At 64.1% G+C, this 14760-nt stretch carries 15 protein-coding genes; 9 read left to right on the top strand and 6 right to left on the bottom strand.

Annotated features, from left to right (window positions below; genetic code table 11):
• Positions 1 to 19 precede the first annotated feature (19 nt).
• From ACVOLI_RS02795 to ACVOLI_RS02780, 4 genes are all read left to right on the top strand, one after another.
• Complete coding sequence (locus ACVOLI_RS02795) at positions 20 to 2212, top strand: TonB-dependent siderophore receptor (protein WP_481533432.1); 2193 nt, start codon at positions 20 to 22, stop codon at positions 2210 to 2212.
• A 223-nt stretch (positions 2213 to 2435) separates the two neighbouring features.
• Positions 2436 to 2750 carry an iron uptake protein gene (locus ACVOLI_RS02790; protein ID WP_481533431.1) on the top strand — a complete coding sequence of 105 codons (315 nt, stop codon included), beginning with the start codon at positions 2436 to 2438 and terminating at the stop codon, positions 2748 to 2750.
• A gap of 12 nt (positions 2751 to 2762) precedes the next feature.
• Complete coding sequence (locus ACVOLI_RS02785) at positions 2763 to 4424, top strand: PepSY-associated TM helix domain-containing protein (protein WP_481533430.1); 1662 nt, start codon at positions 2763 to 2765, stop codon at positions 4422 to 4424.
• Complete coding sequence (locus ACVOLI_RS02780) at positions 4417 to 4740, top strand: DUF3325 domain-containing protein (RefSeq protein ID WP_282273005.1); 324 nt, start codon at positions 4417 to 4419, stop codon at positions 4738 to 4740. Before ACVOLI_RS02785 ends, ACVOLI_RS02780 begins: the two co-directional genes overlap by 8 nt.
• A gap of 38 nt (positions 4741 to 4778) precedes the next feature.
• On the opposite strand, the gene ACVOLI_RS02775 is transcribed toward ACVOLI_RS02780, so the two are convergent.
• Entirely contained in the window at positions 4779 to 5675 is an 897-nt protein-coding gene (locus tag ACVOLI_RS02775) for a LysR substrate-binding domain-containing protein (protein ID WP_481533429.1), read from the bottom strand.
• 99 nt (positions 5676 to 5774) lie between these two features.
• Here ACVOLI_RS02775 and ACVOLI_RS02770 point away from each other — a divergent pair, with 99 nt between their 5' ends.
• The gene (locus ACVOLI_RS02770) at positions 5775 to 5984 is read left to right on the top strand and encodes a hypothetical protein (RefSeq protein WP_481533428.1); all 210 of its coding nucleotides are present in this window, start codon (positions 5775 to 5777) and stop codon (positions 5982 to 5984) included.
• Positions 5985 to 6068: 84 nt separating this feature from the next.
• Positions 6069 to 6392, top strand: coding sequence for a hypothetical protein (locus tag ACVOLI_RS02765; RefSeq protein WP_481533427.1), 324 nt, complete (start codon positions 6069 to 6071; stop codon positions 6390 to 6392).
• Positions 6393 to 6676: 284 nt separating this feature from the next.
• On the opposite strand, the gene ACVOLI_RS02760 is transcribed toward ACVOLI_RS02765, so the two are convergent.
• Both ACVOLI_RS02760 and ACVOLI_RS02755 read right to left on the bottom strand, forming a co-directional pair.
• Entirely contained in the window at positions 6677 to 7387 is a 711-nt protein-coding gene (locus ACVOLI_RS02760; protein WP_481533426.1) for a YceI family protein, read from the bottom strand.
• Between the two features lie 90 nt (positions 7388 to 7477).
• Positions 7478 to 8068, bottom strand: coding sequence for a malonic semialdehyde reductase (locus ACVOLI_RS02755; RefSeq protein ID WP_282272292.1), 591 nt, complete (start codon positions 8066 to 8068; stop codon positions 7478 to 7480).
• Positions 8069 to 8199: 131 nt separating this feature from the next.
• Here ACVOLI_RS02755 and ACVOLI_RS02750 point away from each other — a divergent pair, with 131 nt between their 5' ends.
• On the top strand, positions 8200 to 9171 hold the full coding sequence (locus ACVOLI_RS02750) for a mitochondrial fission ELM1 family protein (protein ID WP_481533425.1): 972 nt from the start codon (positions 8200 to 8202) through the stop codon (positions 9169 to 9171).
• A 390-nt stretch (positions 9172 to 9561) separates the two neighbouring features.
• Entirely contained in the window at positions 9562 to 10047 is a 486-nt protein-coding gene (locus tag ACVOLI_RS02745) for a YajQ family cyclic di-GMP-binding protein (protein WP_282272294.1), read from the top strand.
• A 21-nt stretch (positions 10048 to 10068) separates the two neighbouring features.
• Here the strand turns inward: ACVOLI_RS02745 and ACVOLI_RS02740 are convergent, their stop codons facing one another.
• The 3 genes from ACVOLI_RS02740 to ACVOLI_RS02730 form a co-directional block, all read right to left on the bottom strand.
• Positions 10069 to 11160: a helix-turn-helix domain-containing protein gene (locus ACVOLI_RS02740; protein ID WP_481533424.1), complete on the bottom strand. Its 1092-nt coding sequence runs from the start codon at positions 11158 to 11160 to the stop codon at positions 10069 to 10071.
• 92 nt (positions 11161 to 11252) lie between these two features.
• On the bottom strand, positions 11253 to 12377 hold the full coding sequence (locus tag ACVOLI_RS02735) for an NAD(P)-dependent alcohol dehydrogenase (RefSeq protein ID WP_481533423.1): 1125 nt from the start codon (positions 12375 to 12377) through the stop codon (positions 11253 to 11255).
• A gap of 13 nt (positions 12378 to 12390) precedes the next feature.
• The gene (locus ACVOLI_RS02730) at positions 12391 to 13854 is read right to left on the bottom strand and encodes a benzaldehyde dehydrogenase (protein ID WP_481533422.1); all 1464 of its coding nucleotides are present in this window, start codon (positions 13852 to 13854) and stop codon (positions 12391 to 12393) included.
• Positions 13855 to 14076: 222 nt separating this feature from the next.
• Here ACVOLI_RS02730 and ACVOLI_RS02725 point away from each other — a divergent pair, with 222 nt between their 5' ends.
• Positions 14077 to 14640, top strand: a complete 564-nt coding sequence (locus ACVOLI_RS02725; protein WP_481533421.1) for a DUF1415 domain-containing protein — start codon at positions 14077 to 14079, stop codon at positions 14638 to 14640.
• Positions 14641 to 14760 lie beyond the last annotated feature (120 nt).

The following is a 14760-nucleotide window of genomic DNA, read 5'->3' as shown; positions in this document are numbered from 1 at the left end:
AATCCGTTCAGGTTCGCTCATGCACCCCAGTCGCTCCCTCGCCCGCCCGGCTCATGCCGCTGGCTCATCGTTCCCGTTCCGCAATACCCGCAACTGTCTGCAGGTCGCCATCTGCCTGGCCTTGGCCAGCAGCTGTGGCGTTGCCATGGCCGCGCCACAGAGCGTCTCCGCCTCTGCCTCCGGCACGGAAAATGACACCGCTACCCAGCTGGATACGGTGCGCGTGGTATCGCAGCGTGCCAACCGGGTCAGCAACGGTGCCACCAACCTTGATCTGGATATCAAGGAAACCCCGCAGTCGATCAGCCTGGTCAGTGGCGAGCAGATGCAGCAGTTCGGCATCGACAACATCAACGACGCGCTGCGCCTGGCCACCGGCATCCAGGTGGAGGAATGGGAAACCAACCGCACCAATTACGTGGCGCGCGGCTTCGACATCAAGAACACCCAGATCGACGGCGTCGGCCTGCCCAATGACTGGGGCATCGTCACCGGTGCGATGGATGCCTTCGGCTACGAGAAGCTCGAGGTCATCCGCGGCGCCAACGGTCTGCTCACCGGCGTGGGCAACGCTTCGGGCACCATCAACTACGTGCGCAAGCGCCCCACCAACGAGGCCAAGGGCCAGCTGGGCGTCAGCGTTGGCTCGTGGGGCAAGCGCCGCGTCGAGATCGACTATTCCACGCCCTTCACCGAGGATGGCCGTTGGGCCGGTCGGGTGGCGGCTGCGCATGAAGACGCCGACTCCTACCTGCGCGGCTTCAATACCGACCGCAACTTCTTCTACGGCGTGGTCGATGGCCAGATTGGCGACAACGGCACGCTGACCGTGGGCTATTCCTGGCAGAAAGCCAACAGCGACCAGAACATGTGGGGTGCGCTGACCTTCGTCAACGCTGATGGCACGCAGGCGTCATGGCGCCGCAGCGCCTCCACCACCCAGGATTGGACCTACTGGGATACCAAGACCGAAACCGCCTTCGCCGAATACACCCACCAGTTGGGTGCGGACTGGCAGGTAAAGGCCTCGTACAACTACCGCAAGAGTGGCAGCGATGACCAGCTGTTCTTCGCCTACACCACCACCGGACTGGATCCGCTGACCGCCGAAGGTCTGGTTGGCTGGTCGTACAAGGGCATCGACCAAGGCAGCTCGCACCTGGGCGATATCACCTTGAATGGTCGTTTCCAGTTGTTCGGCCGCGAGCAGGAAGCCGTGTTCGGCTTCAGCATCGCCAAGAGCGAAGAGACCACCTGGGACCACCCGGTAGATAGCAGCGATCCTTCGTTTGGCGCATTGCCCGCCTTCCCCTATGCAGGCAACGCCATTGCCGAACCGCAATGGGGCCCGCGTACCAGATCCAACTGGACCAACCAGCGCCTGAAGCGCGGCTATGGTGCGACCCGGCTGAGCTTCACCGATCGCCTGAAGTCGGTGATCGGCTTCAACTGGGCGGAGTACCACCGCGACGGCAACAACGGCGTTGCCTTCAACCAGACCGAAGACCATATCAGTCCCTATACCGGCCTGACCTGGGACTTCAATGACAGCGTGCTTGGTTATGTCAGCTATTCCGACATCTACCAGCCGCAGGACCAGTACGACATCAAGCATGTCTACCTGGACCCGACCAAGGGCGTGAACTACGAAGTCGGCATCAAGGCCGAATGGCTGGACCGCCGCCTGCTGACCACGCTGGCGCTGTTCAAGGCCAAGCAGGAAAACCTGTCCACCTATGGCGGCTATGACTTCGCCACCGCCAACTACTGGTACTACGGTGTGGACGTGGAGTCCAAGGGCGTGGAGTTCGAAGCCACCGGCAAGCTCAGCGACAACACCAACCTGGTATTCGGCTACACCCAGCTGAAGATGAGCAACCAGGACGGTGGCAGCACCTATACCTGGGTGCCGCGCCGCACCGCCAACCTGATGTTGACCTCTCGCCTGCCGAACTATGAAGCACTGTCGTTCGGCCTGGGTGGCCGCTGGCAGAGCGATACCTCCACCAAGGAAAGCTACACCAACATGGTGGTGCGCCAGGGCAGCTATGCCGTGCTCAACGCCTTCGCCGCCTGGGACGTGCTGCCCAACGCAACGATACGCGCCAACATCAACAACCTCACCGACCGGAAGTACATCAACAGCCTGTACCAGATTGGCTACTACGGTGCACCGCGGAACTACCAGCTGAGTTTTGACTGGCGGTTCTGAGGACGGCGGATAGCGAAGCAGTCTTAGTTTTTGGTTTTTGGTTTTTGGCTCCACCCCTCTCCCCTTGCGGGAGAGGGTGCCCCGAAGGGGCGGGAGAGGGGTAGCACTTCGCTACAACCTCACCTACACCCCGACCCTCGCCCTCTCCCCAACTCCTCTCCCGGAGGCAGAGGGGCTCAAGCAACGCTGCAACGAAACTGATACCCGAGACGTCACCGCCACCATGTCCCAAGCAACCACCATCACTGCTACTTCCCGCTCGCGACGTCAGGTCGTACTGCGGGTGCTGGCCGCAATGTTCGGCGGCTACGTCTTTGCCTGGGGCACGGTGGCGCTGGCGACCTGCCTGCTGTTCGCGGCCAAGCTCGACTTCCACGATGCAGAGTTCCTCGGTGCCTTCATCGGTCTGCTCGCCTACGTGACGGTGTTCCTGTGGAGCATCGCGACCCAGCGCCTGCTGCGCGTCTGGGTCGTATTGTTCGGCGGCGGACTATTGATGGCGGGCGCTGCATCGCTGGTCCAATCCCTGCTCGCATGACCGGAGAAGTCCATGTTCAATAGTTTCCGGCAAGCAATGGCGTGGCTGCACACCTGGTTCGGCCTGGTGCTGGGTTTCGTGCTGATGGCGGCGTTCTTCTTTGGCGCGCTGTCCGTCTTCGACCGCGAAATCGATCGTTGGGCGATTCCCGCCACCCGCATCGAAGCGCAGCCGATGCCGTCCTTCGAGAAGATCCTGCGGCCTGCCTTCGAGCGCATGCAGCCGACCAAGGACGCCATCGATGCGATGCGCCCGCGTGTCAACGGGCCGATGCCCACGCACTTCGACAAGGTCGCCAGCTGGAGTGCCTACACCACCCACCGTGACCCCGTGCTAGCCCTGTACGCGGGCTATCAGGTGCCCAACGCCAAGGACCCGGAAGAACTGATCTGGGCCTATACCACCATCGATCCGCGCGATGGCAGCGTGCTGCCCGACGATCACTTGAAGATCGGCAGCGGCTTCTTCTTTCCGCTGCACTACGGCCTGACCCTGGACTGGAAGAACCTGGGCATCTGGATCGTCGGCTTCTCCGCTTTGGTGATGCTGGCCGCGTTGATCAGCGGCGTGGTGATGCACCGGAAGATCTTCCGCGAATTCTTCACTTTCCGCCCGGGCAAGGCCAGGCTGCGCAGCGTGCTGGACCTGCATAACCTCACCGGCGTGGTGGCGCTGCCGTTCCACTTCTTCTTCGCACTGACCGGCCTGCTGATCTTTGCCGGCACCTATTACTTTCCGGTCGGCCACACCCAGCTGCATGATCTGCACGACCTGCACGAACGGATGGAAGCGCAGGAAACCGGCCTGCCGCATCAGCGCGCAGGCGTTGCCGCGGGGCTGGCATCGGTGGATGCGATGGTCGCGCAGGCACAGCAGCGTTGGCAGGCCAATGACAAGGCCGGCGATGTCGGTTTCCTGGTGCTGCAACATGTTGGCGATGCCAACGGCTACGTCAGCGTGTACCGCGCCGGCACCGACCGCATCGCATTGGTAGGCGATGGCATCCACTTCAAATCCTCCGACGGCAAGCTGATCCGCGAAGATCCAGCCGCCACGCCGATGGCACGCATGGCCGAGTTCCTCACCGGCCTGCACCTGCAACACTTCCGCCATTGGCTGCTGCGTTGGCTGTACGTGTTCGGCGGCCTTGCCGGTGCCGTGTGCATCGCCACCGGCTTCATCTTCTTCGTCGAGAAGCGCAAGCGCCAGCACGCCCAACAAGGCAGCCAAGGCGCACGCATCGTGGACGCGCTTGCGGTGACCACGGTGACCGGCATGGTTCTGGCCACGCTCGGCATCCTGATTGCCAACCGCCTGCTGCCCGAGGCCCTGCCCGGCCGTGGCGACTGGGAGCGCTATGCGTTCTGGGCGGTGTGGGCGCTGGCGCTGGTGCATGCGGGTGTGCGCGGTGCACCGGTGGCACGCGGCCTGGCCAACCCGGCATGGCGCGAACAGACCTGGGCCATCGCGGTGATGGCAGTCGCAGCCGTGGCCTTGAACTGGATCACCACCGGCGACCATCTGCTGCGCACGCTGGCGCGCGGCTATTGGCCGGTGGCGGGTATCGACCTGTTCCTGCTCGGCAGTGCGTGCGTGGCCATGATCGCTGCCCGCAAGCTCGGCCAGCGCGCGCATGCCAAACAGGCCGCACACCGGGAGAACGCGCATGCATGAGTCGCTGTCTGCCAATCTGATGCTGGCCGCCGCACTGCTGAGCAGCCTTGCCGGCATGGCATGGCTGGCACTGTCGATGCAGGTACATGCGCTGCAGGTGTGGCCACGCCAGCCATCGCCGGCCACCCTGCGCTTGCTGCGCATCCTCGGCAGCTTCAGCGTCTGCGTTGCACTGGTGCTGTGCCTGGCGGTGGATCACGCCACGATGGCGGTGCTGGTCTGGGTGATGGCCTTGAGCGCCGCGGCGATGTTGGTGGCGTTTACGCTGTCTTCGCAACCGCAGCGCCTGCGCGTGTTTGCGCCTTGGATCAGGTAACAACGCGGTCGGCAGGCAATGATTGCTGGCCGCCAAGCTCAGCGCTGTTCGCCCATGTGTTCACGATACGCAGCAGCTTCCGCGTGCAGCCATTCGCGGAATGCCAGGAAGCCGCGATGGCTGGTCGAACGCTCCGGGTAGACCAGCCAATGCGACCATGCTGTCTTGAGTCGTTGATCGGACAGCAACTGCAACTGGCCTGACTGCAACAGCAGCTGTGCGCGCGTCACCCGCCCTAGCGCCACACCCACGCCTTCCAATGCCGCACGATGGTGCGACTCGGAGTCATCGAAGATGGCAACGTAGCGCTTGGGCGCTTCCGCTCCGGTCAAGGCGAACCAGCGGTCCCACTCGCCATCCGGGTCACCCAATAGCGGCCACTCCGACAGCGGTTTCGTACCGATGCCGCCCATGCGCTCCACCAGTGCCGGACTGGCCATTGGCACCAGCCACTCATCGATCAGGGGCTCGGCAATCACGCCCGGCCAACGACCATCACCGATGCGCATCGCCCCATCGAACTGCAGTTGCCGTTCGAAATCGATCAGCAGTTGGTTGGACTGCAGGTTGATCTCGATCTGCGGATGCGCCGCCACGAAACGACCCAAACGTGGCACCAACCATGCCGACGCCATCGTCGGCACCGCGCTGATCGACAACACACAATCGCGCCGCGCCTGGAACGGCCTGAACACCTCGTTGATCGCATCCAGATGCGGGCCAATCTGGTCCAGCAGGCGTCGCCCTTCCTGCGTCGGTGCCACGCCGCGTGCCTGCCGTAGCAGCAGCGGATAGCCGAGCCGCTGCTCCAGTTGGCGCATCTGGTGGCTCAAGGCACTGACGGTGACGTTCATCGCCTCGGCAGCACGCGACATGTTGCCCATGCGCGCAGCAAGCACGAAACCCTGCAGGAACTGGAGTGGCGGCCTGGACATTGGACTTGAGTTTTCCTCAACAATCGCTTGAAGGATGCTCGCTTTTACGGACTATAGCCCGGAACTAACCTCAACCCACTCTCAACACGGAGCAGGGAAATGAGCGTTTACACCGATCTGCTGTTCATGCATGGGCATATCGCCAATGTCGAGCTGGCCAGACAACTGGCGGGCCAGGACGGCACCGCTGCCGCCGCCGAGGGGGCAAGCGACATTGGCAAGATGCGCAGGGATGAGCGCGGCCATGAACCCGCAGACGCCCCGGCGCGCGCGATGTCCCTGCCAACGGATGCCTGCTCGAATCGTTGAAGCCTGCCCGTTCCGATCTGCGTCCAACAGCGCAGGCCCGCCTCTCCGCCATCAACCGCGCCGCAACTTGGTATGGTTCGACAGATGAAAAACCACCACTGGCGCGGCCGAGCGGCCGCCTTGCTTACCACCGTCGTGATTCTGTGCATCGTCTCCAACCCGGAACTGGCTACGTTGGTGCCTGTGCTGGATGCATTGGGGCTGGACGTGCTGTTCGCGCTTTTCTCCGCACAGTTGATGGTGATTGTTTCGGATGTGCTGCTGCCGTATGCGCGGCATTTCCATCAGCGCTGGGGCAGGCGCGCATTGAAGCCGGTTGGTGATGCGCTGCTATGTGTAGCGGGTGGCTATCTGCGGCAGTTGGTGGGGCATGTGCGGCTTGCCGGGATGCCAGCGCGGCTTGCTTGAGCGCGGATTGGGGTTCATCTGTAGGAGCGGCGTAAGCCGCGAAGCTGACGGAATTGAAACCATCCGCATCTTTGCCAACTGATGATGTATCGGCTTCGCGGCTGACGCCGCTCCTACAAAGGCCAGGAAGCCATGTAGCTGCTTACGGCTTGCTTGACGCGCTTTCGCCTACCCTCACCCCAACCCCTCTCCCGGAGGGAGAGGGGCTTCAGGGCTTAACGACAAAGGCCCGCCAATGGCGGGCCTTTGCGTTTGCTGCATGCTGCGAAGAAACCGCTGGCCGATTACTTGGCGGCAGCTTCCTCGGCCTTCGGGATCGAGGCTTCGGTGGTGATGCGGATCTTGACGTCGTCGCTGACGGCCGGGGCGTAGGCGCCCACGCCGAAATCGCTGCGCTTGATCGTGGTGGTGGCATCGAAGCCGACCGACGGCACCTTGGCCATCGGGTGCTCACCGGCACCGTTGACGGTCACGTCCAGCACCACCGGCTTGGTGATGCCCTTGACGGTCAGGTCGCCGGTCACGGTCAGCTTGTTGGTACCAGCGGCTTCCACCTTGGTGCTCTTGAAGGTAGCGGTCGGGAACTTGGCGGCATCGAAGAAATCGGCGCTGCGCAGGTGCTCGTCGAACTTGACGGTGAAGCTGTTCAGGCCGCTCAGCGGCAGGGTCACTTCCACGCTGGACTTGCCCACGTCAGCGGCGTCATACACCAGGGTGCCGTCCGCGTTGCCGAAGTGCGCGCTCGGGTTGGAGAAGCCCATGTGGCTCCACTGCACCAGCACGTCGGTGTGGGTCGGGTCGAGCTTGTAGGTGCCGGCTGCGATCTGGATCGCAGCAGCTTCCGGGGCAGCCGGGGCAGCAGCAGCGGCATCGGCCGGCGCAGCGGCGGTTTCGGCCGGGGCGGGAGCCGGGGCAGCGGTGTCAGCCGGCTTGGAGCAGGCGGTGATGGCAGCGGCCAGGGCCAGCGGGAGCAGCAACTTGGTCATAGCGGACATGGATCTCTCCTTGGAGGTGATAGACGGGATAATTCTGGACAAGCAAGGCGTCAGCCAACGTGACGGACGCCGCGTGGAACACTTCAGCAATCAGGCAATACGCGCGGCTTCGTCGAAGGAAAGCCGCGGCAGGCGCGGGAAGATGCCGGACGGGTCGCCATAGCCCAGATTGACGAGGAAATTGGACTTGATGGCGGTGCCGGCAAAAAACGCTTCATCCACCTTCGCCGGGTCGAAGCCCGACATCGGGCCGGCATCCAGGCCCAGCGCGCGCGCGGCCAGGATCAGGTAGGCACCCTGCAGGCTGCCGTTGCGGAACGCAGCCTCGTGGCGGCCTTCGCGCGGGCCGTCAAACCAGGCCTTGGCGTCGGTGTGGGGGAACAGGTAGGGCAGCTTCTCGTGGAAATCCAGGTCAAAACCAATGATCGCCGTGACCGGGGCAGCCAGGGTCTTGGCCAGATTGCCCTCGGACAGGGCCGGTGCCAGCTTCTGCTTGGCTTCGGCCGATTTGACGAATACGAAGCGCGCCGGGCTGGCGTTGGCGGAGGTGGGTGCCCACTTCAGCAGGTCATACAGGGCGCGCAGCTGGCTGTCCTCGACCGGACGGTCCTGGAACGTGTTCTGGGTGCGGGCGGTGCGGAACAGCTGGTCAAGCGCGGCATCGTTGAAGATGTCGGACATGGAAACTCCGTGATGAATTGGCTACGGTCGTGACATTGCACCGGTCAGCCCGGGACAATGACACGCCGATCAGAGTTCGCAGTGTAGAGCCCTGTGGCAGTTGCAACACCCAGCCTTTTTGAAACGAATTAATGCCATACGCGAAACGATCGACGCTCCCATGGACGATCACCGACGGCCGCGCCGGCAATGTGCGCCAGGCGGTGGCGCTGGCGTCTGCGCTGGGCCTGGGCGGCCAGCAACGCCTGCAGCTGCAGCCACAGGCGCCTTGGCGCTGGCTGTCGCCGCGGTTGCTACCGGGCGCAGCACGGGGCTTTGGCGCGCAGTTCGCGCAGCTGGCCGGCAATGCACCGGGATTGGCGATTGGCTGTGGCCGCCAAGCTGCGGGCGCATTGCGGGTGCTGCGCCAGCGCGGCAGCCGCACCGTGCAGATCCTCGACCCGCGTATTCCGCCGCGCCACTGGGACCTGCTGGTGGTACCCGAGCATGACCGCCTGCGCGCGGACAACGTGCTCACCCTGCTGGGCAGCCTCAACCCGGTCAGCGATGACTGGCTGGCCTGGGGCCGGGCGGCGTTCTCCAGCTTCGAGCAGCTGCCGGGGCCGCGCACCGCCTTGCTGGTGGGCGGCCCCACCGATCATGCACCGTGGCAGGACGACGACATCCAGCCGCTGTTCCAGCAGCTGGCTGCCCGCATCCGCGCCGAGGGCGGCAGCGTGCTGGCCACCACCTCGCGGCGTACCCCGCGCGCGGCGACGGCCGCCCTGCTGCGTGCCTTCGACGATGTGCCCGGCGTGATCTGGGCCGATGGCGGCGATGGCTCCAACCCCTACGCCGGACTGCTGGGCTGGGCAGACCGGATCGTCTGCACGCCGGACTCGGTCAACCTGCTGTCGGAAGCCTGCGCCACCCGGGTACCGGTGGGCGTGCTGTTGGGTACGCGCGCGCAGGAGCGGATGGCGCGCTTCCAGCAGGCCTTGCGGGAGCGTGGTCGGTTGCTGGATGGGCTGGCTGCATTTGATGCCGATCTTGGTGTGACGGTTGAGCCCTTGCGCGAGACCACCCGGATTGCGGCTGAGGTGAAGCTGCGCTTGGGGTTGTAATCAGCTCTGGCTGTTGCTCTCGCGGTAGCTCTGGCTCTGCCCTTCGCCCCTGGTCCGTCATTCCCGCGTAGGCGGGAATCGCTCTTGGCTTTGGTCTTGGTTTTGGCTGTGGTCTTCGCTCCTAGCTCGTCATTCCCGCGCAGGCGGGGCTTTCAACCGACGAATGTCGGGGCATCGCTCTTGGCTCTGGCTTCGATTCCTCCGTGCGAAAGAGGAACCAAAGCAAAGCAAATGCGGGAGCAAGAGCAGGAGCGATTCCCGCCTTCGCGGGAATGACGAGCTGAAAGCAAGCCCAAGCCAAGCGAAACGGCAACAGCAGCCGCAACCTCCACCATCCCCTACCCGCCAATCGCCTAGAATGACCGCTGTTTTCTGATTGGAGCAGGCCCCATGCCTTCCTTTGACGTCGTATCCGAAGTTGACAAGCACGAGCTGACCAACGCCATCGACCAGGCCAACCGCGAGCTGTCCACCCGCTTCGATTTCAAGGGTGTGGCGGCAAGTTTCGAGCAGGATGGCGAGAAGCTGATCAAGCTCACCGCGCCTACCGATTTCCAGCTCAAGCAGATGTCCGACATCCTCAAGCAGCGCCTGGCCGCGCGCAACATCGACTTCCGCTGCATGGAATTCGGCGATATCGAGACCAACCTGGGTGGCGCGCGCCAGCAGGTAACGGTCAAGCAGGGCATCGAGCAGAAGCTGGCCAAGCAGATCGCCGCCAAGATCAAGGAATCCAAGATCAAGGTCGACACCCAGATCAACGGTGACAAGCTGCGCGTCAACGGCAAGAAGCGCGACGACCTGCAGGAAGTGATGGCGCTGCTGAAAAAGAGCGACTTCGAACAGCCACTGCAGTTCGACAACTTCCGCGACTGATGTAACCCCGTTGCAGCAGGCTCAACCGGCCTGCTGCAACTTGCGGTACAGGGTGGTGCGCGAAATACCCAGCTGACGTGCCGCCGCACTGAGATTGCCGGCATGCGCCGCCACCGCGTCACGCACTGCGTGCGCACTCTGCACACGCAGCGGGCTCGCCGCCGCCAACGCACGCGTGCTGACGCGCGCGCGCACCGGCCCGCGCAGATACTGCACCTGCACGGCACTGTCCGCACCCAACGGCACCCGGTGTACCGGCCCAGCCTGCAACAGGCGGCGGCGCTGGTGCACGTTGGCCTCGGCGAATACGCCATCCAACGTCTGCAGCGACAACGGCCCGCTACGCGGCAGGCCGAGGATGCGCCGCGCCACACTGTTGGCTGCCCGCAAGCGACCGTCCTCGCCCACTGCCAACAAGCCTTGCAGCGGCGTGCCCAACCAGCGCGCGTCGTGCTGCAGTGCCAGCAGGTGGCAGTCACGCTGTTGCTGGATCAACTGGCTCTCGATCGACAGTGCGGCCTGGCGGAAGTGGCAGCGCAGCAGTTCACTGTCGCGCTCGCCGATGCCGGTGATGTCCAGCGCTCCGAGCACTTCACCATCGACGCCGTGCAACGGCACGCTCAGGCAATAGACGCCGGAGAACTCATCAAGATAGTGCTCGTTGCCGCGCACCAGCGCCGGCGCGTCCTCGGCCAGCGCGCAGGACGGCGCGGTGGTACCAATCTCGATCTCGCGCACGCGGCGCCCGACCTGGATAGGCCGCAGTATCGCCTCGTCGCCCAGGCCATGTTCGCGCTGGGCGATGATCAGACCATCACGATTGACGCAGAACAGGGTCCAACGACGGCCACCGAACGCGGCCCACAGATCATCCATGTCCTGGCGCACGCAGCGCGCCAGCAGGCGATCGGCCGGATCATCCAGACGCGTCTGCCGCTTTGCCAACGCTGAGTACTGCGGTGCCTGCTGCGGACGCACGCCTGCTTGCCGTGAGCGCTCCCAGGAGCGCAGCAGTGCGGGGGACAGCAGTTGCGCGGGAAGGCTGCCGCCTTCGGCAAAGCGCTGTCGCGCCGCTGCAAGACGTTGCTGCTGTTGCACGAGCGTGTCGGCCATGGGCGTCCTCCAGACAACTGCGCCCAGCCTACACCCCGCTCGCTGACTGGATCGCCATCGCGGACCGGTTTGGCCCGCGATGGTTTGTTCCATCAACCGATCTTGAGGATCGGCTTCAAGGTGATGCCCTTGGTGCTGTCCTCGGCCGCCTGGTTGATCTGCTCCAGCGGATAGAACCTGACCAGCTTGTCGAACGGGAAGCGGCCCTGCTGGTATAGCTGTACCAGCTGCGGAATGAACACCTTGGGCACACTGTCACCTTCGACGATGCCGCGGATGCTGCGTCCGCCCAGCAGCAGGTTGTTGACGTCGAACTCGGCCTTGGTGCCCAGCTTGGGCGCGCCCACCACGCCGATCACACCAAGCCCACCCAACGCCTCGATGCCCTGGGCCAACACCTCCGGGCGACCGGTGGATTCAAGCGCGAAGTCAGCACCACCATCGGTGATGGCACGCACCGCCTCGATCACATCCACTTCGCGACTGTTGATCGTATGGGTGGCACCCAGCTCCTTGGCCAGCTCCAGCCGCGATGGCACCACGTCGATGGCGATGATGGTGGTGGCACCGGCCACGCGTGCGGCCATCACCGCGCTCAGGCCGACCGCACCCGCGCCATAGGACGCAAAGCTGCTGCCCGCGCCAACCTTGAGCGAGTTGATCACCGCACCGGCACCGGTCTGGATACCGCAGCCCAATGGGCCGAGCAGCTCCAGCGGCGCGTCGACCGGCACCTTGATCGCATTGTTCTCGCGGCTCAGTGCATAGGTCGCAAACGAAGACTGGGCAAAAAAGTGGTCGTGCAATGGCTGGCCGTGCGGGTCCTGGATGGCGGTGCTGCCATCCAGTTCACCACCGCCGAAGTTCAGGCCGAAGAAGTCCTTGCAGTACGCACCATGGCCACCGCTGCACGGATTGCAGTGCCCGCAGGCACCGTAGGTGAGCACCACATGGTCGCCCACCTTCAGATCCTTGACGCCCGGTCCCAGCGCCTCGACCACACCCGCCCCTTCATGGCCGAGCACCGCCGGCAGCGGCACCGGGTAGTACTGGTCACGCACGATCAGATCGGTGTGGCACAGGCCCGTCGCAACGACGCGTACCAGCACTTCGTCATCCTTGGGACCACGGATGCGCGCCTTCTCGATGGTGAACGGTTTTTCCTTCTCGCGCGCCACCGCCACGGTGATGTCACGCAGTTCTGCAGATGCACTCATGGGTTTCTCCTGTTCAAAGTGGATAGGCCGGGGCTTCGCCCTTGATGGTCAACCATTGCCATTGGGTGAACTCTTCGATGTTGGCCGGGCCGCCGATGCTGCTGCCATTGCCCGAGGCACCGACACCGCCAAACGGGTTGATGACCTCATCATTCACGGTCTGGTCGTTGATATGGAGGATGCCGGTGTGCAGCTGCTCACCCAGCTTCAGGGCGCGGCCGACATTGCTGGAGACGATCGCCATCGACAGGCCGTACTCGGTGTCGTTGGCCAACGCTGCGGCGTCTTCATCGCTGTCGAACGGCACCACCACCGCCACCGGCGCGAAGATCTCGGCACGGAAAGCCGGATTGGTCTTATCCACGCCACTGAGCACGGTCGGCTCGAAGAACAGGTCCTGATAGGTGCCGCCGGTCTCCAGGGTTGCGCCGGCCGCTGCGGCCTCGGCAACCACGCGCGCGGCATGGTCGCGCTGCTGCGCGTTGATCAAGGGGCCGAGCGCGACATCGGCAACGGCCGGATCACCGACGGTCAGTGATTGCGCCTTGGCGACGAGCTTCTCCAGGAACTGCGCATAGATGCCACGCTGTACCAACACGCGGCCAGTGGCCATGCAGATCTGCCCCTGGTGCAGGTAGACGCCCCAGGCGGTATTGGCGATGGCCAGGTCGATATCGGCATCGTCGAGCACGATCAACGCGTTCTTGCCGCCGAGCTCCAGCGACACTTTCTTCAAATGCCGGCCTGCCGCTTCGCCAACCTTGCGACCGGCAGCGGTGGAGCCGGTGAACTGGATCATGGCGATATTGGGATCGCTGGTCAGCGCCGCACCCGCCGCGCCGTCACCCGGCAGCACGTGCAGCACACCGGCTGGCAGCCCGGCCAGTTCAAACAGCCGCGCGATCACGAAGCCACCGCAGACCGCCGTGCGCGGGTCGGGCTTGAGCACCACCGCATTGCCCAGCGCCAGCGCCGGTGCCACCGCGCGCATCGCCAGGTACAAGGGAAAGTTGAACGGGGAGATCACCCCGACCACACCCAGCGGCCGACGTCGCGCCAGATTCAAGCGCCCCGATGCCGATGGCAGGATCTCACCCACGCTGCGCGAGGGCAGCGCCGCGGCCTCCTGCAACGCCTTGGTGCTTACCTTGTTCTCGAAGCCGGCCTTGAGCTTGGTCGAACCAGACTCTCGCACCAGCCAGTCGATGATCTCGGCGGCGTGTTCATCGGCCAACTGCGCGGCACGGCGCAGCACCTGCGCACGGGTTTCATGGGGTGCATTGGCCCAGTCACGCTGCGCCTTGGCGGCGGCTGCGGCCGAGCGCGCGATCTGCGCTGGGTCGGCCATCGCGATGTTGCCGAGCACCTTGCCGGTAGCCGGCTCGATCACCTCATGCAGGCTGCCACCGGGCTGCCATTGACCATCAAACTGCTTTCCCGCCCATAGCGCGGGGGGAAGAAACGCCTGTTCTGCCATTGCCTGTACTCCTAGCGTGGTCCATGCCGACATTGAATACCCGCGTCCCGCGCCTGCCTATTAGCCTTCGGCAAGGTCGTTGCAAGCTGCTGAAAGCATGGGGATTTCAACAATGCACGCTGTCCAGTTTGTGGACAGTGAATACCAGCCCGATGACAACCCGACGGCAGCCAACGCCGATGCCCACTACAATCGCCTGCCCTGCCAGCCCGAGCGCCAGCCATGAACGAAGAAGCCGCCATCGATCCCATCGCCGTCACCCGCAACTGGGTGGAGAAGGCCGTGATCGGATTGAACCTGTGCCCGTTCGCCAAGGCGGTCTACGTCAAGCAGCAGGTACGCTTCGTGCTCAGCGATGCGACCACGCCGGAGGCGCTGCTGGAACAGCTGGCCGAAGAGCTGGTGTTGTTGCGCGACACCCCGGCCGAGCAGATCGACACCACGTTGATCATCCATCCGGAGGTGCTGGAAGATTTCCTGGACTACAACGATTTCCTGGAAAACGCCGATGCGGCGGTAGAAGCGTTGGATCTGCAGGGCATCCTGCAGGTCGCCAGTTTCCATCCGCAGTACCAATTCGCCGGTGCTGCCGCCGATGATGTGAGCAATTACACCAACCGTTCGCCCTACCCGACCCTGCACCTGCTGCGCGAAGACAGCGTGGAACGCGCGGTGGCCGCGTTCCCGGACCCGGACGTGATCGTCGAGCGCAACATCGCCACGCTGGACAAGCTGGGCGTGGAAGGCTGGCATCGTGTCCTGGGCGGCGGTGAAGGCAACGCCTGAGAGATGCACCTGTAGTGCCGAGCCATGCTCGGCAGAGGCTGTACCAGGAATGCTGCAGCCAAACGCTTCACCTGTAGTGCCGAGCCATGCTCGGCATTGGCATTACCGGTAAAGCCCCTT

This window comes from Stenotrophomonas sp. STEN029 (assembly GCF_056760015.1).
This window is presented reverse-complemented; position numbering and strand designations above follow the sequence as displayed.